Origin of the sequence: Roseateles amylovorans, from assembly GCF_025398155.2 — a bacterium.
Lineage (GTDB): Bacteria > Pseudomonadota > Gammaproteobacteria > Burkholderiales > Burkholderiaceae_C > Roseateles > Roseateles amylovorans.
The window spans coordinates 5068681-5093914 of the sequence record NZ_CP104562.2; the positions used below are offsets into that span (position 1 = coordinate 5068681).

General features: G+C 68.2%; 22 protein-coding genes, 1 tRNA gene, 2 pseudogenes and 1 riboswitch. Of the genes and pseudogenes, 23 read left to right on the forward strand and 2 right to left on the reverse strand.

The window, feature by feature from the left end; genetic code table 11:
* Positions 1-113: 113 nt before the first annotated feature.
* From N4261_RS20945 to cobT, 21 genes and pseudogenes are all read left to right on the forward strand, one after another.
* Positions 114-1931, forward strand: a complete 1818-nt coding sequence (locus N4261_RS20945; protein WP_261757192.1) for a tetratricopeptide repeat protein — start codon at positions 114-116, stop codon at positions 1929-1931.
* Positions 1931-2503 (forward strand): outer membrane lipoprotein LolB, encoded by a 573-nt coding sequence (locus N4261_RS20950; protein WP_261757193.1) that lies wholly within the window; start codon positions 1931-1933, stop codon positions 2501-2503. The genes N4261_RS20945 and N4261_RS20950 overlap by 1 nt, the downstream gene beginning before the upstream one ends.
* A 213-nt stretch (positions 2504-2716) precedes the next feature.
* Positions 2717-3319: pseudogene (gene ispE, locus N4261_RS26250) on the forward strand (4-(cytidine 5'-diphospho)-2-C-methyl-D-erythritol kinase); the annotation flags it as partial.
* 72 nt (positions 3320-3391) lie between these two features.
* The gene (locus N4261_RS26255) at positions 3392-3790 is read left to right on the forward strand and encodes a 4-(cytidine 5'-diphospho)-2-C-methyl-D-erythritol kinase (RefSeq protein WP_435532088.1); all 399 of its coding nucleotides are present in this window, start codon (positions 3392-3394) and stop codon (positions 3788-3790) included.
* Between the two features lie 38 nt (positions 3791-3828).
* Positions 3829-3905: transfer RNA gene (locus tag N4261_RS20960), tRNA-Gln, on the forward strand.
* 71 nt (positions 3906-3976) lie between these two features.
* The gene (locus tag N4261_RS20965) at positions 3977-4939 is read left to right on the forward strand and encodes a ribose-phosphate pyrophosphokinase (protein ID WP_290428835.1); all 963 of its coding nucleotides are present in this window, start codon (positions 3977-3979) and stop codon (positions 4937-4939) included.
* Positions 4940-5054: 115 nt separating this feature from the next.
* A complete protein-coding gene (locus N4261_RS20970) occupies positions 5055-5672 on the forward strand; it encodes a 50S ribosomal protein L25/general stress protein Ctc (RefSeq protein WP_261757196.1) in 618 nt (205 codons plus the stop codon).
* Positions 5673-5777: 105 nt separating this feature from the next.
* Positions 5778-6401, forward strand: a pseudogene (gene pth, locus N4261_RS20975) (aminoacyl-tRNA hydrolase); the annotation flags it as partial.
* Between the two features lie 154 nt (positions 6402-6555).
* On the forward strand, positions 6556-7212 hold the full coding sequence (locus N4261_RS20980) for a hypothetical protein (protein WP_261757198.1): 657 nt from the start codon (positions 6556-6558) through the stop codon (positions 7210-7212).
* A gap of 41 nt (positions 7213-7253) precedes the next feature.
* Positions 7254-7596, forward strand: a riboswitch (cobalamin riboswitch).
* Between the two features lie 70 nt (positions 7597-7666).
* Positions 7667-9616, forward strand: a complete 1950-nt coding sequence (locus N4261_RS20985; RefSeq protein ID WP_261757199.1) for a TonB-dependent receptor plug domain-containing protein — start codon at positions 7667-7669, stop codon at positions 9614-9616.
* Between the two features lie 114 nt (positions 9617-9730).
* The gene (gene cobU / locus N4261_RS20990) at positions 9731-10375 is read left to right on the forward strand and encodes a bifunctional adenosylcobinamide kinase/adenosylcobinamide-phosphate guanylyltransferase (RefSeq protein WP_354005378.1); all 645 of its coding nucleotides are present in this window, start codon (positions 9731-9733) and stop codon (positions 10373-10375) included.
* A gap of 98 nt (positions 10376-10473) precedes the next feature.
* A complete protein-coding gene (locus N4261_RS20995) occupies positions 10474-11439 on the forward strand; it encodes an ABC transporter substrate-binding protein (RefSeq protein ID WP_435532089.1) in 966 nt (321 codons plus the stop codon).
* Entirely contained in the window at positions 11439-12443 is a 1005-nt protein-coding gene (locus N4261_RS21000; RefSeq protein ID WP_261757201.1) for a FecCD family ABC transporter permease, read from the forward strand. Before N4261_RS20995 ends, N4261_RS21000 begins: the two co-directional genes overlap by 1 nt.
* Positions 12440-13315: an ABC transporter ATP-binding protein gene (locus N4261_RS21005; protein WP_261757202.1), complete on the forward strand. Its 876-nt coding sequence runs from the start codon at positions 12440-12442 to the stop codon at positions 13313-13315. The genes N4261_RS21000 and N4261_RS21005 overlap by 4 nt, the downstream gene beginning before the upstream one ends.
* A gap of 49 nt (positions 13316-13364) precedes the next feature.
* The gene (locus tag N4261_RS21010) at positions 13365-14678 is read left to right on the forward strand and encodes a cobyrinic acid a,c-diamide synthase CobB (protein ID WP_261757203.1); all 1314 of its coding nucleotides are present in this window, start codon (positions 13365-13367) and stop codon (positions 14676-14678) included.
* Between the two features lie 180 nt (positions 14679-14858).
* Complete coding sequence (gene bluB, locus N4261_RS21015; RefSeq protein ID WP_261757204.1) at positions 14859-15515, forward strand: 5,6-dimethylbenzimidazole synthase; 657 nt, start codon at positions 14859-14861, stop codon at positions 15513-15515.
* A complete protein-coding gene (gene cobO / locus N4261_RS21020; protein WP_261757205.1) occupies positions 15505-16074 on the forward strand; it encodes a cob(I)yrinic acid a,c-diamide adenosyltransferase in 570 nt (189 codons plus the stop codon). Before bluB ends, cobO begins: the two co-directional genes overlap by 11 nt.
* A 113-nt stretch (positions 16075-16187) precedes the next feature.
* Positions 16188-17138 (forward strand): adenosylcobinamide-phosphate synthase CbiB, encoded by a 951-nt coding sequence (gene cbiB / locus N4261_RS21025; protein ID WP_261757206.1) that lies wholly within the window; start codon positions 16188-16190, stop codon positions 17136-17138.
* On the forward strand, positions 17129-18178 hold the full coding sequence (locus N4261_RS21030; RefSeq protein WP_261757207.1) for a pyridoxal phosphate-dependent aminotransferase: 1050 nt from the start codon (positions 17129-17131) through the stop codon (positions 18176-18178). Before cbiB ends, N4261_RS21030 begins: the two co-directional genes overlap by 10 nt.
* 69 nt (positions 18179-18247) lie before the next feature.
* Positions 18248-19738, forward strand: a complete 1491-nt coding sequence (locus tag N4261_RS21035; RefSeq protein ID WP_261757208.1) for a cobyric acid synthase — start codon at positions 18248-18250, stop codon at positions 19736-19738.
* Positions 19739-20048: 310 nt separating this feature from the next.
* Positions 20049-21092, forward strand: coding sequence for a nicotinate-nucleotide--dimethylbenzimidazole phosphoribosyltransferase (gene cobT / locus N4261_RS21040; RefSeq protein ID WP_261757209.1), 1044 nt, complete (start codon positions 20049-20051; stop codon positions 21090-21092).
* Positions 21093-21146: 54 nt separating this feature from the next.
* Here the strand turns inward: cobT and N4261_RS21045 are convergent, their stop codons facing one another.
* Positions 21147-23243, reverse strand: coding sequence for a patatin-like phospholipase domain-containing protein (locus N4261_RS21045; protein WP_261757210.1), 2097 nt, complete (start codon positions 23241-23243; stop codon positions 21147-21149).
* Between the two features lie 257 nt (positions 23244-23500).
* On the opposite strand from N4261_RS21045, the gene N4261_RS21050 reads away from it, so the two are divergent.
* Together N4261_RS21050 and N4261_RS21055 are read left to right on the forward strand one after the other, a co-directional pair.
* Entirely contained in the window at positions 23501-24394 is an 894-nt protein-coding gene (locus tag N4261_RS21050) for a PEP-CTERM sorting domain-containing protein (protein WP_261757211.1), read from the forward strand.
* Positions 24395-24480: 86 nt separating this feature from the next.
* Entirely contained in the window at positions 24481-24675 is a 195-nt protein-coding gene (locus N4261_RS21055) for a hypothetical protein (RefSeq protein WP_261757212.1), read from the forward strand.
* Positions 24676-24780: 105 nt separating this feature from the next.
* Here N4261_RS21055 and N4261_RS21060 read toward each other — a convergent pair whose 3' ends face one another.
* The gene (locus N4261_RS21060) at positions 24781-25221 is read right to left on the reverse strand and encodes a DUF4902 domain-containing protein (RefSeq protein ID WP_261757213.1); all 441 of its coding nucleotides are present in this window, start codon (positions 25219-25221) and stop codon (positions 24781-24783) included.
* Between the last annotated feature and the right edge of the window lie 13 nt (positions 25222-25234).

The window sequence follows — 25234 nt, forward strand, 5'->3', positions numbered from 1 at the left end:
CTGCCGCACGGGTGCACCGTCAGGGCAAGTGGCGGGGTGATCCAGCGTGAGGCGGAGTTTCCCTAGAATGGTCCGGCGACCCGTTCCGATCGAGTCAGTTCAGGAGTTCCTTCATGTCCGCCTCCGCGCGCCACCCCTGGTGGCTGTCCGTCGCCCTCGTCCTGAGCTGCGCCGCTCACGCTCAATCCACCTCGCCGGCGGCACCGTCGGCGGCCTCGGCGCCGGAAGCACCGGTCGCCGCAGAGCCGGCCGCCTCTGCAGCTTCCGCACCTCAAGAGATCGTCAACTCCGACCTGGATGCACCGCTCTTCTATCAACTGCTGGTCGGGGAACTCGAGCTCCAGAACGGCCAGGCCGGCGTCGCCTTCCAGGTACTGCTGGATGCGGCGCGTCGCAGCAGCGACGAAGAGCTCTTCCGCCGCGTGGTCGGCATCGCCCTGCAAGGCCGTGCCGGTGACCAGGCCCTGGTTGCCGCCCGCGCCTGGCGCGACACCCTGCCGACCTCCCAGGAAGCCCATCGCACGCTGGTCCAGTTGCTGGCCCTGCTGAATCGCCCCGCCGAAGTCGCTGCGCCATTGCGGGCGCTGCTGTCGATGAATGCGCCGGAAGCGCGCGGCCAGTTGCTGGCCAGCATTCCTCAGCTCTTCCAGCGTAGCCCCGAGCCCAAGCGGGTGCTGGACGCGCTGGAGCCCTTGCTGCGCGAGACCGCCGCCAAGCCGGAGACGCGGTTCATCTCCCTGATGGTGATCGCCCGACTGGCGCAGACCGCCGGCAATGCCGAGACCGCGCTGATCAATGTGCGCACTGCAGCCAAGGAATTCCCGGATCGCGATGAGCCGCTGCTGCTGGCGCTCGAGCTGCTGCCGCAACGTCCAGAGGCCGAAGCGCTCATCACTGCCGAGCTGCAGGCCCATCCCGACAAGCAGAGCCTGCGCCTGGCCTACGGTCGCGCCTTGGCGCGAGCCCAGCGCCCTGCCGATGCGGCTCGCGAGTTCCGCATCCTGACCCAGGAATCGCCGGACAACCCCGGCCCGTGGCTGGCACTGGGCTCGCTGGAGCTGGACCTGCAGCACACCGAGGCCGCCGAATCCGCACTGCAGCGCTACATGAAGCTGCTGGCCCAGCAACCGGGCCTGCAATCGCGAGTGGACCCGACCGAACGCGACGCCCGCCAGCAAGGCTTGTTGCTGCTGGCGCAGACCGCCGAGATGCGGGGTGACCTGAAGACCGCCGAAGCGCGATTGAGCGAGATCGACGCCGCGCCGGGCAACCTGGACATCGCCTATCGACGCGCCTCGCTGCTGGCACGCCAGGGCAAGCTCGACCAGGGTCGCCAGCTGCTGCAGGCCCTGCCGGCGGAACGGGAACAGGATCAGCGCGCCAAAGTGCTCGCCGAATCGCAACTGCTGCGCGACAACCGCCAGTGGCAGGCGGCCTATGACCTGTTGGGACAGGTCATCGAGCGCAACGGCGAAGACACCGATCTCCTCTACGAACAATCGATGATGGCCGAGAAGCTGGGCCGCATGAAGGAGATGGAAGCGCTGCTGCAGAAGGTCATCCGGCTCAAGCCGCAGCACTACCACGCCTACAACGCCCTCGGTTATGCGCTGGCAGATCGCAATGAGCGGCTGGAAGAGGCTCGCGACCTGATCTCCAAGGCACTCACCTTCGCACCCGGCGAGCCCTTCATCGTCGACAGCATGGGCTGGGTGGAGTTCCGCCTCGGTCGACTGGGCGAAGCCGAGCGCCTGCTGCGTCAGGCCTATGGTTCGCGGCCCGACCCCGAGATCGCGGCCCATCTGGGCGAAGTGCTGTGGGCCGGAGGCCAGCAGGACGAGGCGCGCCGCATCTTTGCCGACGCCATGAAGCGCGATCCCCGCAATGAAGCGATCCAAAGCGTGCTGCAACGCCTGCAGGTTCGCCCCTGATGCGTCGACGCGACTCCCTGGCGGCACTCGCCGCCACCGCTTGGTGGCTGAGCGGCTGCAGCAGCGTGCCCAAGGTCAGCGAACAGGAAAGCGCGCTGCTCGCCGATGCGCCGCGCCTGACCGGGCGCTTCGGTCTCATCGTGCCGGCGGGCGCAGGCGGGCAGGCGCGCGGTCAGAACGTCACCGCCAACTTCGAGCTGCTGGGCGATCCGCGACGCGGCCGTCTGGAGATGAGCACGCCCATGGGCAGCCTGGTCGCCCGAGTCTCGTGGCAGCCGGGGTGGGTGTCGCTGCGCACGCCCGACGAGGAGCGCCAGTACGACGACGTCGAATCCCTCACCCAGGAACTGCTGGGCCAGGCGCTGCCGGTGCAAGCGCTGTTCGACTGGCTCAAGGGCCGCCCCTGGCCGCAGGCCGCGCATCGGCCCGTGGGTGAGCAGGGCTTCGAGCAACTCGGCTGGCAGGTGGACCTTCGGCGCTTCAACGATCGATTGATCTCGGCCCAGCGCCTGAATCCCGACGGTGGCGAGGCCATCGCCACCCTGCGGCTCAAGCTCGACGACACGCCGTAGCGCCACCGCTCTCCTCCGCTATAAGCGGCTTTGACACGCCGCCGCTACAGGCCGCTTACAGAAGCCGAATACAGAAGCCGCATCCACAAGCCTTGAGGTGCCGCAGTGGCGCGGCTCCCTTGCCAGCGTTCCCCACGGCGATTCAAACGATCGGCTCACGCCGAGGGTGCCTGATCGGCGCGCCTCGCAGCCCCACGGCATACTTCCCGCCCCATGCAAGCCCTTTACGACGTTCCGGCACCGGCCAAGCTCAACCTCTTCCTGCACGTGGTGGGCAAGCGGCCGGACGGCTATCACCTGCTGCAGTCGCTGTTCATCCTGATCGACTGGGCCGACACGCTGCACTTCGAGCGCCGCATCGACGGCCGACTGCAACGCCATGACCGTGGCGATGCCCTGCCGGAGGACGATCTCTGCCTGCGGGCCGCGCGGGCGCTTCAGCAGGCCAGCGGTTGCACGATGGGGGCGGACATCCACATCGAGAAGCGACTGCCCTCGGGCGCGGGCATGGGTGGTGGCTCGTCCGATGCGGCCAGCACACTGCTGGCGCTGAACCGTTTGTGGGGACTGAACTGGTCGCGGTCCCAACTGCAACCGTTGGCGCTGAAGCTCGGGGCGGATGTGCCGTTTTTCGTCGGCGGACGCAATGCGTGGGTCGAGGGCATCGGCGAGGTGTTGCATCCGATGACGGTGCCGGCGATGCGGCTGGCCGTGGTCAAACCCGGCGTGAGTATCGGCACCAAGGAAATTTTTTCGAGCCCGCTGTTGCAAAGGTCAAATTCCGTGGCTATAGTAGCGGGCTTTCCTGCAGCGAACGAAGAACGCGACGCAGACAACTCGGAAAGACATTCGGCAAGGCACTCGGCCTCCACGAATTCAACGGGTTTTCTGAATACCGGGACCGAACGCTTAGGTGAATCAAGCGAATCAGGTGAATACCCAGCGCTTGGGAATCTCGCACAGCAGCTGTGCAACGGTTGGGGCAGAAACGATCTGCAACCTCCGGCGGAAGCTGCGAGCGGCGAAGTCTCTCAAGCCTTGCAATGGTTGCAAACTCGCTACGGCAATAGCCGAATGACGGGTTCAGGCAGTGCAGTATTTGCTAGAATCTCGGATTCAGCTGATCGCGAATCGGAATATAATTCTGGCTCGCAGCAGGAAGCAGACATCGCTTCTGACTCTGAGAGAAATCTCAAGGCGACACTGGCAGGTTTACCTGATGGTTGGGTCGGAAGAATATGTCGCAGTCTGGATGTTCACCCGCTTCGCGGTTGGGCAGTCGACTGAAGGTTGTAGGGTGTTGTGCCACGCACAACGTCCGGTGTAGGGGAGTCGCCAAGTTGGTCAAGGCATCGGATTTTGATTCCGACATGCGAGGGTTCGAGTCCTTCCTCCCCTGCCAAATTTCTTAGTTTCAATCCGGGACCCGCTGGGTTGGCCACCGGGCCACAAATCTCTCAAGGATGGCCTGCTGTGCTGCTCAATACCGTCCTCTTCACGGGTAACGCTAACCCGTCGCTCTCCAAAGAAATCGCCACGCATCTGGGCCTCGAGCTCGGCAAGGCCGTGGTGGGACGTTTCTCTGACGGCGAAGTCACTGTCGAGATCCAGCAAAACGTTCGCGCTCGCGACGTTTTCGTGATCCAGCCGACCTGTGCGCCGACCAACGAGAACCTGATGGAGCTGCTCATCATGGTCGATGCGCTCAAGCGCGCCAGCGCGCGCCGCATCACCGCCGTGATTCCCTACTTCGGGTATGCACGCCAGGACCGTCGTCCTCGCAGCACCCGCGTGCCCATCTCGGCCAAGGTCGTGGCCAACCTGCTGGAAACCGTCGGCGTCGAGCGCGTGCTCACGATGGACCTGCACGCCGACCAGATCCAGGGCTTCTTCGACATTCCCGTCGACAACATCTACGCCTCCCCCGTCCTGCTGTCCGACCTCAAGTCGCGCAACTACACCGACCTGGTGGTGGTGAGCCCCGACGTCGGCGGCGTGGTCCGTGCCCGCGCACTGGCCAAGCAACTGGGCTGCGACCTCGCGATCATCGACAAGCGCCGCCCTGCGGCCAACGTCAGCGAAGTCATGCACGTCATCGGCGAGATCGATGGCCGCAACTGCGTGATCATGGACGACATGATCGACACCGCCGGCACGCTGGTGAAGGCGGCCGAAGTCCTGAAGGACCGCGGCGCCAAGCGCGTTTTCGCCTACTGCACCCATCCGATCCTCTCCGGCCCCGCCATCGAGCGCATTGCCGGATCGCAGCTCGATGAGGTCGTGATCAGCAACACCATTCCGCTGTCGGAAGCCGCCAAGGCCTGCGGCAAGATCCGTCAGCTGTCGGTGGCCTTCCTGTTCGCCGAGACGATCCGTCGCATCTCGGACGGCGAGTCGGTCACCTCGCTGTTCAGCGAACAGAACATGAACTTCTGATCGCCATTGCATCGGCCGCTGTTCGCAAGGACAGCGGCCTTTCAACGAAGGCGCCTGGTCGCGGGGCCTTCACACCGAAACGCCATGGGGGCGTTTCGTCACATTGGAGTCAACTATGAAATTCGTCGCTTTTGAGCGCAAGCTGCAGGGGACCGGAGCGAGCCGCCGCCTGCGTAACGCTGGCAAGGTGCCCGGTATCGTTTACGGTGCCGGCGAGCCCGCCAGCATCGAGCTGGATCACAACGCGCTGTTCCACGCCATGAAGAAGGAAGCTTTCCACAGCTCGATTCTGGACATGGAACTGAACGGCACCAACACGCAAGTGCTGCTGCGTGACTACCAGATGCACCCGTACAAGCAGCAAGTGCTGCACGTGGACTTCCAGCGCGTGGACGCCACCACCAAGATCACCAAGAAGGTGCCGCTGCACTTCGTCGGTGAAGCCGAGTCGCCGGCCGTCAAGACCGACAAGGGCACCGTCAACCACGTGATCACCCAAGTGGAAATCACCTGCCTGGCCCAACAGCTGCCCGAGTTCATCGAAGTGGACCTGAGCAACCTGACCATGGGTCACTCGGTGCATGTGAACGACCTGAAGGTGGCCGATCACATCAAGATCGTCACCCATGGCAAGCCGAACCCGGTGGTCGCCACCCCGGTGCCGGCCGCTGTGGAAGAGATCATCGTCGCCGCCGCTCCGGCGCCCGACGCTGGCAAGAAGAAGAAGAAGTAATTCTTCGACGGTTCGGACACCCCCTTTCGCAGGGAGTGTCCCCCGAAGGAAGGCCCCGCTCAGCGGGGCCTTTTTTCTTGCGCGCTCACTCGATAATCCCGCTCCATGATTCGACTTTTTGTTGGCCTGGGCAACCCCGGCACCGAATACGAAGACACCCGCCACAACGCCGGTTTCTGGTGGATCGACACGCTCGCACGCAGCCTGGGCGCCTCGCTGCAGGCGAACCGCAACTACCACGGCCTGGTGGCCCGGGTGAACCACGCGCCCGGTGCGGACGGTCCCATCTGGCTGCTGCAGCCCATGACCTACATGAATCTGTCGGGCAAGTCGGTGGCGGCGCTGGCACGCTTCTTCAAGATTGCGCCCGAAGAGATCCTGGCCATCCACGACGAGCTCGACCTCTCGCCCGGTGAGATGAAGTTCAAGCAAGGCGGCGGCAACGGCGGCCACAACGGCTTGAAGGACATGCAGGCCCAACTCGGCTCGGCCAATTTCTGGCGGCTGCGACTGGGCATCGGCCACCCGGGCCACAAGGCGGAAGTGGCCAACTATGTGCTGCGCAAGCCGCCGCTGGCCGATCGTCAAGCGGTGGAGGATTGCATCGCCAAGTCCATGGAGGCGGTCCAGTTGATGCTCAAGGGCGACATGGACAAGGCGCTGACCAAGATCCACGCCAAGCCGCCGAGGCCCAAGCCCCCTCGCCCCGCTGCGCCTGTGGAGGGCAAGCCCACTTCGGCCGGTGTGTCGACTGGTACGTCGGTGAGTGCGCCGCTCGGTGCGCCCGCCGGTGAATCAAGCGGCACACCGCCAGCGCCCTCGGCTGCGGTCGCCGGCCCTCCCTCGGCGACCGGCAACGGCCGCTCTGACACCTGAGGCCCCCATGCACCGCCAGCGACCCGCCCTGCTCTTTCGGACGATCTCGCTCGGTGTTCTGGTGGGGCTGCTGGTGATGACGGATGCGGCGGTCTCGGCCACCGCGGACGAGCTGATGGAGACGCCGCCCTCCGCCGCGCCAGCGGCACGAACAAAGCCGCCCGCCCGCGCCACCTCCGGCCTCACCACCTACTTTCGATGCGGCCCGCAGGGTCAGGACTTGCGTGACACGCCGTGCCCGGCCGAGGCCGCCGGCCGCGCCGTCCCACTGCCGGAGGACCGGGTCACGCCCGACCAACGCCAAGCGGCCCAGCGCCGTGCGACCAGCGAAGCACGCGACGCCGAACAATTGCGGCGCCAGCGCGCGGAATTCGAAGCGCGACGATCGGCATCGCCCAGCGCCATCCGCGATGGGATCGCCGCACCGTCTGCCATGGCATCTGCCGCCGGCAAGGCGCTGCCCAAGCCAAAAGATCCCAAAAAGCGCCCACCGAAGGATCCCAAGCCCCCCAAGCCGAAGGATCCCCAACCGAAAGATCCCACGCCCACAGATCCCACGCCCAAGCCCAAGGACCCGAACAGCCCAGCATCGCCCCTGAAGCCGCCCAAGCTTCCCAAGCCGTCACCGCCCCCGCGGCCGGTGCTCTCCGGTCCCGACGCTTGACGCGAGCGGCATCTGCGGACCCCACCCCCGCTAGAATGCGCCTCGTTGGTGCTCGTGCAGGCATTGCGCCTGTGCAGTTAAACGGGAATCAGGAAGCCGACGTCTCGTCGATTCGTCAGCCAACCTGAGCTGTCCCCGCAACGGTAAGTGGTCGCTGGCCACGATCCGACGCCTCCATCCCTGTCTGTGTGCCGCATGGACATCACCTGCCCGCTTCCGCTGGATGGACGCGCAGCCGTGATGCCCCGGCCTGACACACACGGTATGGCGACCTCGGCATCGAGCCGGCAATGCCTGTCCCCACGTCCACTGGCGCTCGCGCGCTGGGAAGGACACAGGCATCGCGCCACCAGCCCGGATACCGGCCAACAGGAGACACGCCATCACCCGATGCCGTGTCGTGTCACAGGTGCCTGCGGGGAAGCTGGCGCCTGGATCGTCGTTGGCTTTCCTCATGATCTCCCCTGTCTCGCGCATCCGGCCTCGCGCCCGATCGCTGCTCGTCCACACGCCGTCGGCGCTGGCCTCGGCCGTCCTGACCACCTCGCTCTTCCTTGGCACCGGGTCGATCGCCCTGGCCGCCATCTCGTCGGAGGCCACCGGCACACGCCCGCTGGGCCAGCTGGATGAGGTCACCGTCACCGGCACCCGCAGCCCGATGCGTCTGGCCGACGTGCTGGGCGACCTCACGGTCCTCAACCGCGCGGACATCGAACGCCAGGGCTACGGCAATGTCGCCGACCTGCTGCGCAACCGTGCGGGCGTGGAGATGACCCGCAACGGTGGTCCCGGCACCAACACCTCGCTGTTCGTGCGGGGCGCGGAATCCCGCCACACCATCGTGCTGATCGACGGCGTGCGCGTGGAGTCGCAATCCACCGGCGGCGCCGACTGGCAGAACCTGCCGCTCTCGCAGATCGAGCGCGTGGAAGTGCTCAAGGGCCCGGCCAGCGCGCTCTACGGCTCCGACGCCATCGGCGGCGTGGTGCAGATCTTCACCCGCAAGGGCAGCGGCCGCACCCAGTTGGACATGGGCGTGGGCGCCGGCAACCTGGGTCAGGTGAAGGCCGACATCGGGGTCTCCGGTGGCGACCGCCGCTTCGATTACGCGGCCTCGCTCAGCGGCGATCGAGGCACCGGCTTCAACGGCTTCACCAATGCCAAGAGCACCAGCTACCAACCGGACAAGGACGGCTGGCGCAACTACAGCGCCAGCCTGCGCCTGGGCGGTCAGATCGCGGCCGGGCATCGGCTGGAAGTGGTCGGCCTGAAGAGCCGCACCGACAGCGGCTACGACGCCGGCAAGAACGCCGACGACCGCACCCTGACCACCAGCGAAGCCGCACGCGCGGGCTGGAGCGGCCAGTGGTCCCCGGCGCTGTCGACCCAGCTCGATGTGGCCGAATCGCGCCAGACGCTGGAGACCAAGCCCTCGTCGCCCTATCTGAGCAAGACCCGCATCCGAACCGCGACGCTGCAGGGCTTCTACAAGCTCGACGAGCGCCACCAGATCAATGCGCTGGTCGAGCGCCGCGAAGACCGTCTGGACAACACCGCCCTGGTGCCGGCGGGCAGCGATGAGCGGCACGATGACGCCATCGGACTGAGCTACCTGCTGAGCGCGGGCGCCTTCAGCCTGCAGGCCCATGGCCGGCATGACGACGACAGCGACTTCGGCCGCATCAACACCGGCACGCTGGCCGCAGGCTACCGGCTGGGTGCCGGATGGCGCGTCACCGCCGCTGCCGGCAACGCCTTCCGTGCGCCGACGCTCTATCAGATGGGCAGCGTCTACGGCCCGAACCTGAGCCTGCCCGGTGTGGCGCCGTTGCGCGCTGAGCGCGGCCACAACCGGGAGATCGGACTGGCCTGGGAACAGGGCGACTTGAATGCCGCCATCACCACCTATCACAACCGCGTCAGCGACCTGATCGCCTTCGGCGCGGCGGGCACCTGTCGGTCGACCGTCGGCTGCTACGGCAACGTCGCGCGCGCCACGCTGCAAGGCACCAGCTTGAAAGCAGGCGCCCAACTGGGACCGGTGGGCCTGAGCGGGCAGTTGGACTTCAGCGATCCCACCGACGACAGCACCGGCAAAACCCTGCAGCGGCGCGCGAAACGGTTCGGTAGCGTGCGCGCTGATTTCCAGCCAACCCCGCTGCCGGACTGGGCCTTTGGCGCCACCTGGCAGGGTTCCGGCTCGCGGTGGGACAACGCGGCCAACACCACCCGCCTGGGCGGCTACGGATTGTGGAATCTCGACGCCCGCTACAGCATCGCCAAGGACTGGCGGCTGCAGCTGAATGTCGACAACCTGTTCGACCGCCGCTACATGACCGCCAACAACTATGCGCAGGCACCGCGGACCTGGTTCGTGATGTTGCGCTATTCACCGTCGCTCTGACCGCCCATGGCGACGGACGGTGGTCAGCGCGCAGGCCTGTCAGTGCCGACCGCGCCGACCATCCCCACGGGCATGACATCAAACGGCGCCGAAGCGCCGTGCAGGAGAGGCCGAATGGCTGCGCATCACCTCATCGTCGGCGGTCAACGCAGTGGCAAGTCGCGCCAGGCCGAGCGACTGGCGCAGCGCTGGATGGCCGGCGGATCGCGTCGCGTGGCGGTCATTGCCACCGCCCAGGCGCATGACGACGAAATGCGCGAGCGCATCGCCCGTCACCGCGCAGACCGTCCGGCGGGATTCGACACCGTCGAAGCGCCGCTGCAGTTGTCCGAGGCCCTGCAGCGCAGCGCCTCGCCCGACCGCCTGCTGGTGGTGGATTGCCTCACCTTGTGGCTGACCAACTGGCTGATGCCGATGCATGGCGAGCCCCGCTGGGACGACTGGCGCGGCGAATGCGCCGACCTGCAGCGGCTGCTGCCTACGCTGGCGTCGCCGGTGGTGTTCGTCTCCAACGAGGTCGGCTGGGGCGTGATGCCGATGGGGCGCGAAGTGCGCGCCTATGTGGACGAACTGGGCCGGCTCAACCAATTGGTGGCCCGCCAGTGCGCCCAGTTGACGCTGATGGTCGCGGGACAGCCCTGGACCCGGCCGGTGCAGGACCTGGACGCGCTGGCCGAAGCGACGGGTGACGGGCAAACACCGACCCATCCCACGACGCTGCGCCCTCGCCATGGCGACGCACTGGAAAACGACGCATGAATCCGATGGGCACGATGGACATGATGGACACGACCGAGACGACCGAGACGATCGACACGATGAGCACCAAGGCCACCAAGGACACGAAGGACAGGTCGATGCCGCCCACCGGCCTGCGGGCCCTCGCCCGATCGATCGCCGCCCCGGTGGCGGCCGCCTGGGTCGCGCTCCTGGCGCTGTCGACCTTCAACGCCGCCCACGCGGCCCCGATCTCGGTCAAGGACGATCGCGGCCACACCATCACCCTGGCCGACACGCCCCGGCGCATCGTCAGCCTGCTGCCCTCGCTGACCGAGACCGTCTGCGACCTCGGCGACTGCGACAAGCTGGTCGGCGTGGACCGGTTCTCCAACTTCCCGGCGCGGGTGCAGACCCTTCCCAAGCTGGGCGGACTGGATGACACCGCCATCGAGATGCTGATCGCGCTGAAGCCCGATGTGGTGCTGCTCGGGATCTCGGCCCGGGTCATCGACCGGCTGGAATCGCTGGGCATCCAGGTCATCGCCCTGGAGCCCAAGAGCCTGAACGATGTGCAGCGGGTGCTGGGCAAGGTCGGTCAGGTGCTCAACCGCCAGGACGAGGCACGCCGCCTCTGGAACCGCATCGACGGCCACATCACCCAAAGCGCCGCCTCCCTGCCTGCGGCCGCCCGCGGGCTGAGCGTCTATTACGAGGTCGATGCCGGGCCGTACGGCGCGGGCAGCACCTCCTTCATCGGCGAGATCCTGACGCGGCTGGGCGCGAAAAACATCCTGCCGCCGGCGCTGGGGCCCTTCCCCAAGCTCAATCCGGAAACCATCGTGCGCGCCGACCCGCAGGTCATCATGGTGGGCCAGCGCAATGCCGCCGGCCTGCCACAACGGCCCGGCTGGCAGGCGATCCGCGCGGTGCGGGAGCAGAAGATCTGCGTCTGGGCGCCCGCCGAATCGGATGTGCTGGTGCGCCCCGGCCCGCGCATGTCGGAAGCCGCCGCCCTGATGGCGCGTTGCCTGCGCGATGCGGCCGCCGGTCCGGTCACCTGGCCGACCGCGCCGTTCAACGCGCCGGCTGGAGGCATGCGCTGATGCTCGCGATGAGCGCGCGCACGGCGATCCAGTTGGCCGCCCTGCTGGTGCTGTGTGCGGTCTTGATGCTGCTGGGGCTGTCGATCGGCAGCACCGGCTTCAGTCCTTGGACCGACAACGACCCCACCCTGCGCCAGATCCTGTGGGACATCCGCGCCCCGCGCTCGCTGGGCGCCTGGCTGGCCGGCGCGCTGCTGGCACTGGCGGGTGCGGTCGCGCAGGGGCTGTTTCGCAATCCGCTGGCGGATCCGTATCTGCTGGGCTGCTCGGCCGGCGCCTCGCTGGGCGTGGCGGCATTGAACTTCCTGGTGGGCCTGTCGCCGCCGGCCACCGCGCTGGCGCTGCGCATCGGCATGACCGGCGCGGCCTTTGCCGGTGCGGTGTTCGCGGTGGTGCTGTCGCTGATCCTGGCACGCGGTGTGGAACAGAGCCTGCGGCTGCTGCTGGCGGGCGTGGTGGTGGGTGTGGTGCTGGGCTCCGGCGCCGCCTTGCTGACGCTGATGAATCCGGACATCTTGCGCGCCATGCAGGCCTTCATGCTGGGCAGCACCGGTTATGTCGGCTGGAGTGCGGTGCAGGTGATGGCCATGGCGATGGTGCTGTGCCTGCTGGTGTCGCTGGGCTGCAGCCGCGCGCTGGATGCGCTCACCCTGGGCGAGGACACCGCCCGCTCGCTGGGCCAACGGCTGACGTTGATCCGGCTGCTGCTCATCGGTGCGCTGTCGCTGGCCACCGGCGCGGCCGTGGCGCAGTGCGGCCTGATTGCCTTCGTCGGCCTGGTGGCACCCCATTTGGTGCGCAGCTGGGGGCCGACCACCCACGGCGCGCTGCTCCTGCTCTCGCCGCTGACCGGCGGCGCGCTGCTGCTGGCCGCCGACATCGGCGCCCGCTGGGTGATCGCGCCGCAGGAACTGCCGGTGGGCATCATCACCGCGTTGCTGGGCGGCAGCTATCTGCTGTGGCTGATGCATCGACGCAAGTCCTCGCTGGGAGGTGCGCGATGAACCGCGGCACTGCCTCCAGCCCGTCGTCACTGGCGATGCCCGCTGAGCATGCGATCGGCACGGCCCCGGCCGATCAGACCGGCGACCCGCTGGCGGCGACCGCGCTGCAGCCGGTTCCCGCCATTCGCATCACCTTGCGTGCGCTGGCACTGTCGGGACGTCCGGTGCTGAAACCGCTGACGCTGGCCCCCGCGCGTCGCGCCTGGACCGCCATCGTCGGCCCGAACGGCGCGGGCAAATCCACCTTGCTGCGCGCCATGTCCGGCCTGCTGCCCTTCGACGGCAGCCTGACGCTGGACGACCGCCCCTGGGCCGCCTGGCCGGCGCGTGAGCGGGCACGGCACATCGCCTGGATGGGCCAGAACGAATCCACCGCCGAGGACCTGACCGCCTTCGACGTGGTCATGCTGGGCCGTCTGCCGCATCAGGCCTGGCTGGCGCCGGCCAATGCGCAGGACCACACCGCGGTGCAACTGGCGATGCGCCAGACCCAGAGCTGGGAATGGCGGGAGCGGCCGCTGGGCAGCCTGTCCGGCGGCGAACGCCAGCGGGTGCTGCTGGCGCGCGCGCTGGCGGTGCAATCCGGCGTGCTGCTGATGGATGAACCCCTGGCCCATCTGGACCCGCCGCATCAAAGCGACTGGGTGCATCTGGTGCGCGAACGGGTGCGCGATGGGGCCGCCGTGGTCAGCGTGCTGCATGAACTCAACATCGCCATGCAGGCCGACCTGCTGGTGGTGATGGACGACGGTCGCATCGTCCACCAGGGGCCGCCGCATGACACCGCCACCCACGCCGCCCTGCAGCAGGTGTTCCAGCAGCGCCTGCTGATCCTGCAGGTGCAAGGCCGCTGGATCGCGCTGAATGCCTGAGCGCGGCCGCGTCCTCCCTCCCCGAATGACTGTCCCCCAGGAACCCCCGATGCCCTGCCCCGCCCTGCTCATCAGCGCCCCTGCCTCCGGCCAGGGCAAGACCAGCGTGACCGCCGCCTTGGCGCGATCGGCGCGCCGACGCGGCCAGCGGGTGCGGGTGTTCAAGACCGGTCCCGACTACCTGGACCCGATGATCCTGTCGCGCGCCAGCGGCCATCCGGTCCATCAGCTCGATCTGTTCATGGGCGGCGTCGACCACTGCCGCGCCTTGCTGGCCGATGCCGCGCGAGACGCGGACCTGATCCTGGTGGAAGGCGTGATGGGCCTGTTCGACGGCAACCCCAGCAGCGCCGACCTGGCCGCCGCCTTCGGCCTGCCGGTGATGGTGGTGCTGGATGCATCCGCCATGGCGCAGACCTTCGCGGCCCTGGCCACCGGGCTGGCGCGCTTCCGAGACGATGTGCGGGTGGTGGGCGTGGTCGCCAACCGGGTGGGCAGCGATCACCATGCCGCGCTGCTGGCCGAAGGCCTGCCGGCCGATCTGCCGCTGGTGGCCGCACTGAAACGGGCGCCGGCGCTGAGCCTGCCGGAGCGTCATCTCGGCCTGGTCCAGGCGCTGGAACTGCCCGACCTCGACGCGCAGCTCGACGCCTGGGCCGACGCCTGGGACGCCGGCTGCGCACACGGCCAAGCCAGCGAGGCGCTGTGGCGGCCGGTGGACTTCTCGTCCGCACCGGCCGATCCCATCCATGCGCTGGGCCAGCCCTTGTCGGGCCGGCGCATTGCGGTCGCGCAGGACGCCTGCTTCTCGTTCATCTATCCGACCAATCTGTCGATGCTGAGCACCTTGGGTGCCGATGTTCGACTGTTCTCCCCGATCGCCGGTGATGACCTGCCCGACTGCGATGCGCTGTGGCTGCCCGGTGGCTATCCGGAACTGCATGCGCCGGCGCTGCAGCAGCATCCCCGCTTCTTCGACGCCCTGCGTCAACACCTCGGCGCGGGCCGACCGCTGCTGGCGGAATGCGGCGGCATGCTGGTGCTGCTGGACGCGCTCACCGATGCCGACGGCATCGACCATCCGATGGCCGGCCTGATGCCCGGCCAGGCCCGGCTGCAACCCAAGCTCGCGGCACTGGGGCTGCAAGCCATCACCTGGCCCGAAGGCGAGCTGCGCGGCCACAGCTTCCATTACTCGACGATGGAAACGCCGCTGGCGCCGATCGCCACGGCGCGCAATCCCAACGCCGGCCGCACGGCCGAGCCGCTGTATGCGCAGGGCTCGCTGCGCGCGAGCTATGTGCACCACTACTTTGCGTCGAACCCCGCCGCGGTGGCGGCCTTCTTCAAGGGCGATCGATGAACCGGCCAACTCGATTCCTGGCCCGGTGGCGCGGCAGGTCGGCCAGTGACCGAGCGCTCGCAGCCGCTGCATCAGATGCCTCGGCCGCATCGGGCTCACCCGGTGTTCGGACATGAACCACCTGCCGCTGGTCGCTCACAGGGCAGCATCGCGCCGTGCGCCTGCCCTGCGAGGACACCCATGACCGACGCCCAACACCGATTCACCGACGCCGAACGCGACGCCGTCTACCGCGCGATCGAGCTGCGCCGCGACGTGCGCCACTTCACGCCCTCGCCGCCGCTGCCGGACGGGCAACTCGAACGGTTGCTGCAGGCGGCGCACCAGGCGCCTTCGGTGGGCCTGATGCAGCCGTGGCGCTTCATGCGGCTGAGCGTGCCGGCCTGGCGCGAACGACTGGTGCCGCTGGTGGAGGCGGAACGGCTGCGCACCGCCGAGGCCTTGGGCGAACGCGGTGCGACCTTCATGCAGCTCAAGGTCGAAGGCCTGCGGGACTGCGCGGAGTTGCTGGCGGTGGTGCTCGCGCCGGACGACGGCACCGTCTTCGGACGCCGCAGCCTGCCGCGCGAGATGGCCTGGTGCTCCGCCGCCTGCGCGGTGCAGAACCTGTGGCTGGCCGCCCGCGCCGAGCACCTGGGCATGGGCTGGGTCTCGATGTTCGACCCGGTCGAGCTGGCGCGGGTGCTGCGCCTGCCGACCGGCAGCGAGCCGCTGGGGCTGCTGTGCCTCGGACCGGTGGACCGCTTCTATGACCAGCCGATGCTGGAAGAAACCGGCTGGCGCCATCGCCGGCCGCTGAACGACATGTTGATGGAGACGCCTCGCGATGCAGATTGAACAACCGCCCGTGGACCGTGAACGGATCATTCCCAGCGGCGAGCGCCGCGGCCTGGTGCTGGTCCACACCGGCGACGGCAAAGGCAAGAGCACCGCGGCCTTCGGCCTGGCGCTGCGCGCCCATGGCCGCGGCAAGGCGGTCAAGATCTACCAGTTCATGAAGGTGCCCAGCGCGCGCTTTGGCGAGCACCGGGTGTTTGAACAACTGGGCGTGCCCATCGAAGGACTCGGCGACGGCTTCTCCTGGAAGAGCAAGGACCTGGAGCACTCCGCGCAGTTGGCCCGCGATGGCTGGGCGCGCGCGCGCGACACCATTCTGGGCGGCGAGCACTTCCTGGTGGTGCTGGACGAGATCATGTATCCGCTGCGCTACGGCTGGCTGCCGCTGGACCCGGTCCTGGCCACGTTGCGCGAACGACCCGCCCATGTCCATGTGGTGCTGACCGGCCGAAACGCCCCGCAGGAACTCATGGACCTGGCGGACACGGTCACTGAAATGGCCTTGATCAAACACCACTTCAAAGCGGGCGTCCCGGCCCAACGCGGCATCGAGGACTGAGGCCGGCGCGCCCGTGCTGCCTCCGCCTCTGCGCGGCCCGCAGCCCGGCACGCGGCCCGACGCTCCGCCCCCTGCTTCCATCGCCTCGCAACCGGATCCCGACAACACACCCAATGAGCTGGCTCTTTCCCTTGTCCATGTTGATGGCGCTGAGCGTGGATCGCCTGTGGGGCGAGCCGCCGACCTGGGCGCATCCGGTGGTGGCCATGGGTCGCTACCTGGGGCTGTTCAAGCAACGGCTGTGCAACCTGGCGCCACAGATGGCCTTCGTGGCGGGCGCACTGGCCTGGCTGGCGGGCGCCGCAGGGGTCATCGCCTTGGCGCTGGTGATCGAGCAATTGATCTGGCTCGGGCTCACGCCGTGGGCGGGCCCCGGGCACCTCATCGCCGCCGGCCTGCTGATGGGTCTGCTGCTCAAGCCCTTGCTGGCTTGGCGGATGCTGCGCGAGGAGGTCGCCGAGGTGGAAGTGGCCCTGACGCGGTCGCTGGAAGACGGCCAGAGCCAGCTCGCCCGCCTGGTGAGCCGCGACACGCGTGTGCTCAGCGCCGTGGAGGTGCGGGAAACGGCCATCGAAACCCTGGCCGAGAACCTGAATGACTCGGTCATCGCGCCGCTGTTCTGGTTTGCCATCGCCGGTCTGCCCGGGGCGGCGCTCTATCGATTCGCCAACACGGCCGATGCGATGTGGGGCTACCGCGGCCGATGGGAATGGGCCGGCAAATGGGCCGCACGCGCCGACGATCTGATGTCGTGGATCCCCGCACGCCTGACCGGGCTGGCCCTGATCGTCACCCGCCCCGCCCACCTGGGGCGCCTGCTCCCGCGGCTGTGGCGCGAAGCCGGCCGCACGCCCTCGCCCAACGGGGGCTGGCCGATGGGCGCCATGGCGCTGCGGCTGGACCGCCGACTGAGCAAACCCGGGCATTACTGCCTGCATGCGGACGGTGGCGAAGTGCGCGCGGGAGATGGCGTCGTCGCCCAGCGGCTGGCGTCGCAGGCCCTGGTTCTGTTGACGGTGGTGATGGCGGCTGCGGCCGCCGGAATGAGAGGCGCATGGTGGTGAGCATCGTCCACGGCGGCACCGACAACGGGCCCCCGATCCTGCATGACTTCTCGACCAACGGTCACCCGCTGGGGCCGCCGCCGCTGGCGATGGATGCGGTGCTCAAGGCCGATCGGCTGCGCTATCCGGATCCGTCGTATGCAGCCCTGCGTGAATGCCTCGGCAACTGGCATGACGTGGATCCCTCGCGGGTGCTGCCGTGTGCGGGCGGCTCGGAGGCGATCCGTCGGCTGAGCCTGGCGGCGCTGCTGGAGGGCGTCACCACCGTGTGCGTGCCGCAGCCCGGATTTGCCGACTACGGCGTGGCGGCCGAGGTGCTGGGGCTGACGGTGCGAGGCTACTCGGACGCGGCCGGACTGGCGACACTGCTCGACCAGTTGGATCGACGCGCGCTGGTGTGGGTCTGCGATCCCTGCAATCCGACCGGAGCCAGCTTCACCGTCGCCGAATGGCTGGCCCTGGACGTCGCCTTGCAGCGGCATGACTCCCGACTGGTGGTGGACCAGGCCTATGAGCCGCTGCGTTTGGTCGGCAGCAACGCGCTGCCGGCGGTCCTGTCGGACCGGGCCTGGCGGATGATGTGTCCCAACAAGGCCCTGGGACTGACCGGCGTGCGCGGGGCCTATCTGCTGGCGCCTCGGGCCGATGACGGCACGGAGCGACTGCTCGCGCTGGCGTCCAGTTGGGTGCTGTCGTCCGAAGGCCAGGCGATGCTGATGGCCTGGACCTTGCCCGCAGTGCAGTCGCAGTTGCGTGAATCACTGCAGGTGCTGCGCGACTGGCAAGGCATCCAGTGGCGACGGCTGGCCTCGCTGGGCATGCGCCAGCGCGCCGGCAGCGTCGCCAACTTCTGGCTGGCCCGGCTGCCCAGCACCGACCATCGAACCGCCGCCGAGCAACTGGCCCGATTGCGGGCCCAGGGCATCAAGCTGCGGGATGCGAGCTCATTCGGCATGCCGGGCTGGGTGCGGCTGTCGGTGCAGGCGCCACCGGCGCTGGAAGCGCTGGTGCTGGCGCTCGGGCCGATGCTGGACGTGTGACCCTGGCCACGGCTTCGCGCGCCGCGCCTTCCCATCCCCCTTACCTCTCATCGATCAGGACCCCACCTCATGAGCACCCCCACTCGCCGCGCCCGTGCGGTCATGGTGCTGGGCACCACCAGCGGCGCCGGCAAGAGCTTCCTGACGACCGCGCTGTGCCGCTGGTATGCGCGGCAGGGCCTGAAGGTGGCCCCGTTCAAGGCGCAGAACATGAGCAACAACGCCCGGGTGGTGCCAGGTCTGAACGGGCGTCAGGGCGAGATCGGCTCGGCGCAATACTTCCAGGCGCTGGCCGCGCGGGCACGGCCGGACGTGCGGATGAATCCGGTGCTGCTCAAGCCGGAAAAGGACACCGCCTCGCAGGTGGTGGTGCTGGGCGAAGTGGACGAGGCCCTGACCCGCGCCCCTTGGCGAGCCCGCAGCGCGCACTTGTGGGAGGCCGCCCGCGGCGCGCTTCAGGCGCTGATGGCGGAGAACGATGTGGTGGTCATCGAAGGCGCCGGCTCGCCCGCCGAGATCAATCTGCATGACAGCGACTATGTGAACATGCGCACCGCACTGGCGGCCCGCGCCGCCTGCCTGCTGGTGACCGACATCGACCGCGGCGGTGCCTTCGCCCATCTCTTCGGCACCCATCAGTTGCTGCCGCCCGACGAGCGCGCGCTGATCCGCGGCTTCGTGCTCAACCGCTTCCGCGGTGATGCGGCGCTGCTGTCGCCGGGACCGGAGATGCTGCAGTCGATGACCGGCGTGCCCACGCTGGCCACCTTGCCGATGTGGCGCGGCCACGGCCTGCCGGAGGAGGACGGCGTCTTTGACGATCGACCCTCCGGCGACGGCACGACCACGCTGCGCATCGCCGTGGTGGCGTATCCGCGGCTGTCCAACCTCGATGAATTCCAGCCCTTGCGCAGCCTGGCCGGCGTGCGCCTGAGCTGGGCCCGCACGCCGGCGGAGCTGGACGGCGTCGACTGGATCATCCTGCCCGGCTCCAAGGCCGTCGCGGCCGATCTGGCGTGGCTGCGGGCGCAGCAGCTCGATGGCGTCATTGCCGCGCATGCCGCGGCCGGCCGACCGGTGCTGGGCATCTGCGGCGGGCTGCAGATGCTGGGCGAAGCCCTGATCGATCCCCACGGGCTGGACGGCAATGCGCCGGGCCTGGGCCTGCTGCCGCTGGTCACCCAGTTCGAGCGCGACAAGCTGCTGAGGGAGGTCGAGGTCCGGTTCGCCCCGACGCTGGCCGCACCATGGTCGGCGCTCCAGGGCCAGCCGGCGCGCGGTTACGAGATTCACCACGGCCGCACTGCGCAGCATCCCTCGTTGTCCGAGGCCACGCCGGTGCTGTTCGATGCGCACGGCCAGCCGCTGGGCTGGCAGCAGGGGTCGGTGATGGGCCACTATCTGCACGGCCTGTTCGAGGACGACCGCGCGCTGGCGGCGCTGTTCAGCCGGCCGGTCCGACCGCTGGAGCGCGTCTTCGACGAGCTCGCCGACTACATCGACCGGCACTTTCCGCCTGGCGTGCTGATGGACCTGCTCCAACCGGGCGCCACCGAGTGATTTCCCCGACATCCGCCGCCGTCCTTGACGCGTTCCGCTTGCGCGGACGGCGAGACAAGGTTGTCATTCTCAAGTCGCCCGCGTCGTTGGCGCTGTCGCTGCAGGCGATGCTGTCGATTCAATCCACGCCGTCCAAGCCGTCCACGCCGTCCACCTCGTTCAAGTTGTTCAAGCTGTACAGGGCGCTGCCGCCAGACACCTCCTTCCCGCGATGCCCGCCATGGAGGCGGTCGCTTTGGGGCGATGTGACTGAGCGTCTCGCCCGCTTCGCGGCTGCCTCCCCTTTCGCGTCCTCCTCCGTCTCCCCGCCATGACCACTCAAGACCTGATCCCCGAGATTCCGTCCCTGCTCGACACCCGCCTGGAAGCCGCCCTGCGCCACCGCATCGACCGCAAGACCAAGCCTTTGGGTGCGCTGGGCCGGCTGGAGACCCTGATGCTGCGCCTGGGCCTGATCCTGGGCACCGAGACGCCGACCCTGGAGGATCCGCAGTTGATGGTGTTCGCCGCCGATCACGGGCTGGCGGCACACGGCGTCTCGGCCTATCCGTCCGACGTGACCTGGCAGATGGTGGAGAACTTCCTGGCCGGCGGCGCGGCGGTGTCGGTGCTGGCCCGCCAGCACGGGTTGACGCTGAGCGTGGTCGACGCCGGGGTGCGTCACACCTTTCAGCCGCGCCCGGGGTTGTTGATCGCCAAGATCGCCATGGGCAGTGCCGACATGCTGGCCGGCCCCGCGATGAGCACGGAGGAATGCGCCACGGCGGTGGCCGCCGGCAAGACGCTGCTGCAGAAGCGGCCGGGCAATGTGCTGCTGCTCGGTGAGATGGGCATCGGCAACACCTCGGCGGCCTCGCTGCTGCTGGCGCGGCTGGGCGGTTATCCGCTGACGGACTGCGTGGGCCGCGGCACCGGGCTGGACGACACGCAGCTGCGGCACAAGCTGGACGTGCTGACCCGCGCGATGCAGCGCCATCCGCGGGCCAACGAGCCCCTGGCGGCCCTGGCCGCACTGGGCGGTCTGGAGATCGCGATGATGGTCGGCGCGGTGCTGCAGGCGGCAGTGGAACGGCGGGTCATCGTGGTGGACGGCTTCATCACCGGGGCCGCGGTCCTGGTGGCGGCCAAGCTGCGCCCGGCGGTGCTGGAGCGCTGCGTCTTTGCCCACCGCTCCCATGAGTCGGGCCATCGGCTGATGCTGGAAACCCTGCGGGCGGATCCGCTGCTGGACCTCGGCCTGCGGCTGGGCGAAGGCTCCGGCGCGGCCCTGGCCTGGCCGCTGCTGGCGTCGGCCTGCAAGGTGCTGGCCGAGATGGCGAGCTTCGATACCGCCGGCGTGAGCGACAAGCACTGAGTCGCACCGACCCGGCGCGGCGCGGGAGCGCCAGCCGGTCCGCCGCGAGCCCCTTCAGATCCGCGGACGCAACCGAAGTTCCGGCAGCGGTTTGGGCGCGCGGGTTCCGGGGTGCAATCCGGCGCCGCGCACCGCCGTCGTCATCGCCACCCGTTTGGAGATGCCGAGCAGCGCCTCCATCGACCAATGCGCCAGACCGGCCTGGGAGACATGCAAGCCGTCGTCGGCATCGATGTCCAGCTTGCCCAGCCCGTGGAAGCGATAGGTCGGTGGCCCGTAGGGGCCGGTGAAGAAGCGGTCGTAGTCGCTGGGGGTCTCGGCGAGTTGACTGACCGAGCGCGACATCTCGGCGGCCGCTTCGGCATAGGCGGCCAGCGTGAGGCGCAATCGGATCGCCTGGTGGTTCTCCCAATCCATCGGTGACGGCATGGCCCCCGCCGGCCACTTCGCCGGATTGCCGAAGCGGATGACGAATTCGCGGCCCGCCTCGCGACCGTAATCGGTCAGTGTCTGGATGAGTGCCGGCGGCATGGTGAGGTTCAGGCCGCCCTCCTGCTCGTTCAGCCGGATCAGACCGATGCGGTCGCGGAATCCCGGCATGTGGGTGAGCGATTCATGGTTCCAGTCCTTCGCCACCGAGAACACGGTGCCCAGGAAGGCCGCAATGCGCGACAGGCCGGATCCGCTGCCCAGGTGACGCCAGTACGGCATCATCGCGTCGCCGTTGTTGCGCGGGAACACGACCCGTGCGGCACCGGGCGGCGCGTCTGCGTCCAGGCTGCCGAGGTCCAGCCCGAAGGTGGGCCGGGTGGGCAGCGGGGTGTCGAAGAAATGGATCGGGAAGTTCGAGCCCACGCCGCCATCGGTGAACCAGCACGCACGCGGTGCGGGACGCTCGCGGCGCTCCGGATGCCGTCGCCAGGCGGCGACTTCACGGAAGTCCACCGCATGCAGCGGGATGGCGCTGAGCAGGATCGGGAAGCTCAGGCTCATGCGCACCGCGACGATCACCGGCAGGTCGTCGGGCGACGGCAGCCGGTGCAGGCCACCGAAGTCGATTTCACCCAGCAGGCGGTTGTCGCTGTCGGCATTGAAGGGCCGGGGATTCGCCACCATCCAGTCGACCACCGAGGCGGGAAACAGCCGCCGGAATTCCTGTTCATCGAAGGCGAACTGGTTGTTCTCCTTGACGATGTTGTCGTTGCGAAAGGGAAGGCGGAACGGGCGCCCCAGCGTCAGGCAGGTGGTCATCACCTCCAGATCGATGCCCTGGGCCTTGAGGTCGCCAAAGGTCAGCGGCTTGCCTGGATTCAATTGGGCCTGACCGCTGAGCCGGTCCAGGTAGGCCGTCAGCCAGGCGGTGAGCGTGTCGTCGGGATGGGGCTGACCCGGCTCGGCCATGCCGGTACAAACGCCGAAAAAGTTGCCGGGCAAGGTGCGCAGCACCGTGCGGAAAGTCAGGAACACCGATAACCCCGCCGCCAGCACGGCCACCCCGGCCACGATCAGCACCGCCCAGGCCAGCGAGAGCGGCTCCGGCGGCAACTGGCGCACCGCACAGGCGGCCCACACGGCCGCCAGCAAGGTGATCCACCAGTGATGCATCAGCAGCACCGACAAGGCCGTCACCGTACGCCGGACCATGCCCTTGCGCCCGAGGCTGGCGGTGAACGCCTGGAACAGCGGCCGCAGCGCCGGCAGGGGTCGGAAGAACGCCAGCAGACGCGTCCCCCCGCTGGCCGCCCGGCCGCCCAGGAAGGCGGGCAGCGTCTCCAGCTCGGCAAACGGATCGGTGCCCGGGGGCAGTGAGGCCTGACGTTGGCGACCGCATTCGGCAGCCGCCGCAGCCGCCGCCGCCATCGCGCCCGCACTGGTCCCACCAATGGAGCGCAGGCGAAAGGCTTTCGCAATCTCCACGATCGCCAGCGGATAGACCACGCCGCTGGTGATGCCGCCTTTCATGACCAGGTCGCACTCCTGGGCATAGGCGGCCGGGGCTTCCAGGGATCTCGGTGCCGCAGCAGCGGCATCTGCGTCCACCTGCGATGGCGGGTCGTTGTCTTTGTGGTTCGTCTCGTTGTTCGTCTCGTTGTTCGTCTCGTTGTTCGTCTCGTTGTTCGTCTCGTTGTTCGTCTCGTTATGCGGCGACATGCGGCCTCCTTCAATTTCGCAGGCCGTCGAATGTCAAGCGAGCGAATGGGCCGACTGCTCATTCGCGGGGGTGTCCCGGGCCCACGACATGCCCCGCAAAAGCGCAGTCACGGGCGAATGGATCGCCCGCCGGTCGCCAGCAGGCCATCTGTGGGTGGAAACACCTGTCGCTTGGCAAGCATGTCACCTGAAATCAGCGACAAGACGGCCCACCACGCTCTCTTACTGTACCGGTCTCAAACTTTTGGAGTCTCGTCATGAAACGCGTGTTGACCGCCTGTCTCTGGTTGCTTTCGGCCGGCCTGGCCCAAGCCCAACCCCAACAATCCCAATCGCAGCAGATCTCTGCCGGCAGTCTGATGGACAGCCGCCAATCGGCCAATGGCGCTGAACTGTCGTCTCACCTGAGCCAGTCCGGCCAGGATCCCACCGGCGGCGCCTACACGGTCGGCGCGGATGCGACCTCCGCGATCACCGCCGGCACCCTGCGCGGCTCGGTGCACGCCAGCTTCGACGGCACCGCGTCGTCGCATGCCACCGTCACCGCCCAGCAGTGGGACACGCTCACCTTCAACGGCGGCACCCAGGGCGACACCTTGCTGGTGCACTACAGCATCGTCGTGGTGGGTTCTGCCGCCATTGATGTGCAGCCCACACTCACACTGCCGGGCGTGCCGAATGATGCGGGCTTCTCCCGCTGGCAGATCGCCCACAACTTGGGCCAAGGCTGGGCCAGCGCCGAAAGCACGACCGTGGTGGGCTATGACGGCACCAAGACGGTCACCAACTCCCGCAATCAAAGCGGCACCAATGAACAGGTCTACGGACGCATGGACTTCGTGGGCACGGTCACTTCGGGCGATCCGACCTCGTTCTACATGTACCTGATGGCCGAGACCTCGCTCAATCTGTATGGCGCGCACACCCGCGGCAACGGCGGCGTCGACCTCAGCCAGTCGGTGTATTGGGGCGGCATCTCCGAAGTCACGACCTGGGACGGCCAGGTGGTGCCTTACAGCGTGGCGTCTCAATCCGGCGCCAATTACGCGTTGTCCTTTGGACCGGCCTCGACAGCCCCGGAACCATCTACCGTGGTGCTGATGCTGCTGGGCGCTCTGGTGCTGGGCTGGCGCGTGCGTCGTCGCCACTGACACGGCCCGTTCCCTCGGCCCGGGTCGCAGGACCCTCGATTGCCGCTCATCCTGGCACTGCTTGCCCACCCACCCCAGGAGTTCCCATGAGCGCACCCCGACCATCCAAGGATTACCCGCCCGGCCTGCAGGGCGGCATGGAACACGATGAGGACGCGCATCGCGTCGGCGAGACCGGCCAGACCGGTCCGGAAGCCACCGGCGACATCCAGCGCGGCCATCCGGAATGGCGTGAAACGCCACCGCCCAACGACAAGAAGGACGCGGGACGCGGCACCTGAGTCGACGGTGATCGCCACAGCGACCCAACCGCAAGAAGCGAAAGAAGCGACGGCAGGCACGAGCCGAACGGCAGTGCCGATCGCGCGTGCCAGCCGCGACAGCGACTACATCGGCCAGACCGGCACGCGGCAGCGGCCAGTCATCTGGTGCATGGCGGACAGCACCGCGGCCTGCCATTCGCGCTGGTCGATCAGTCGCATCACCCCCTGCACCGAGGCCAGACGGCCCAAATCACGGCCGCATTCATCCAGCAGCATCAGGTTGGTGCGGATGGAATGCCGATTCAGTTGCAGCGTGCCGGTCAGCGTCATCGACCAATCCCATCCGAAAGACACCACCGGCAGCGACTCGCTGATCCATTCGGTGTAGCCGCGGATTTCGCTGCCGAGCTGAGCGCCTTCGACCAGCCGGTTACAGGGCCGATCGTCCTGCTCGTCCAGCAGGTCGAGACCGGATTCCAGATGAACCCACGCCATGCGCGACAGCGCGGCCTCATGCAGCCGCACATAGAAGTCAAAAGGGGCTGAGGCGTCAGTCTCTTTCATTGCGAAGCAGTGT

Bases quoted from the DNA above. Each gene is read 5' to 3' on its own strand.
- N4261_RS20945 (WP_261757192.1), top strand. From the start codon at position 114: ATGTCCGCCTCCGCGCGCCACCCCTGGTGGCTGTCCGTCGCCCTCGTC.
- N4261_RS20950 (WP_261757193.1), top strand. From the start codon at position 1,931: ATGCGTCGACGCGACTCCCTGGCGGCACTCGCCGCCACCGCTTGGTGG.
- N4261_RS20970 (WP_261757196.1), top strand. From the start codon at position 5,055: ATGAAATTCGTCGCTTTTGAGCGCAAGCTGCAGGGGACCGGAGCGAGC.
- N4261_RS20980 (WP_261757198.1), top strand. From the start codon at position 6,556: ATGCACCGCCAGCGACCCGCCCTGCTCTTTCGGACGATCTCGCTCGGT.
- N4261_RS20985 (WP_261757199.1), top strand. From the start codon at position 7,667: ATGATCTCCCCTGTCTCGCGCATCCGGCCTCGCGCCCGATCGCTGCTC.
- cobU (WP_354005378.1), top strand. From the start codon at position 9,731: ATGGCTGCGCATCACCTCATCGTCGGCGGTCAACGCAGTGGCAAGTCG.
- N4261_RS20995 (WP_435532089.1), top strand. From the start codon at position 10,474: ATGCCGCCCACCGGCCTGCGGGCCCTCGCCCGATCGATCGCCGCCCCG.
- N4261_RS21000 (WP_261757201.1), top strand. From the start codon at position 11,439: ATGCTCGCGATGAGCGCGCGCACGGCGATCCAGTTGGCCGCCCTGCTG.
- N4261_RS21005 (WP_261757202.1), top strand. From the start codon at position 12,440: ATGAACCGCGGCACTGCCTCCAGCCCGTCGTCACTGGCGATGCCCGCT.
- N4261_RS21010 (WP_261757203.1), top strand. From the start codon at position 13,365: ATGCCCTGCCCCGCCCTGCTCATCAGCGCCCCTGCCTCCGGCCAGGGC.
- bluB (WP_261757204.1), top strand. From the start codon at position 14,859: ATGACCGACGCCCAACACCGATTCACCGACGCCGAACGCGACGCCGTC.
- cobO (WP_261757205.1), top strand. From the start codon at position 15,505: ATGCAGATTGAACAACCGCCCGTGGACCGTGAACGGATCATTCCCAGC.
- cbiB (WP_261757206.1), top strand. From the start codon at position 16,188: ATGAGCTGGCTCTTTCCCTTGTCCATGTTGATGGCGCTGAGCGTGGAT.
- N4261_RS21030 (WP_261757207.1), top strand. From the start codon at position 17,129: ATGGTGGTGAGCATCGTCCACGGCGGCACCGACAACGGGCCCCCGATC.
- N4261_RS21035 (WP_261757208.1), top strand. From the start codon at position 18,248: ATGAGCACCCCCACTCGCCGCGCCCGTGCGGTCATGGTGCTGGGCACC.
- cobT (WP_261757209.1), top strand. From the start codon at position 20,049: ATGACCACTCAAGACCTGATCCCCGAGATTCCGTCCCTGCTCGACACC.
- N4261_RS21045 (WP_261757210.1), bottom strand. From the start codon at position 23,243: ATGTCGCCGCATAACGAGACGAACAACGAGACGAACAACGAGACGAAC.
- N4261_RS21050 (WP_261757211.1), top strand. From the start codon at position 23,501: ATGAAACGCGTGTTGACCGCCTGTCTCTGGTTGCTTTCGGCCGGCCTG.
- N4261_RS21055 (WP_261757212.1), top strand. From the start codon at position 24,481: ATGAGCGCACCCCGACCATCCAAGGATTACCCGCCCGGCCTGCAGGGC.
- N4261_RS21060 (WP_261757213.1), bottom strand. From the start codon at position 25,221: ATGAAAGAGACTGACGCCTCAGCCCCTTTTGACTTCTATGTGCGGCTG.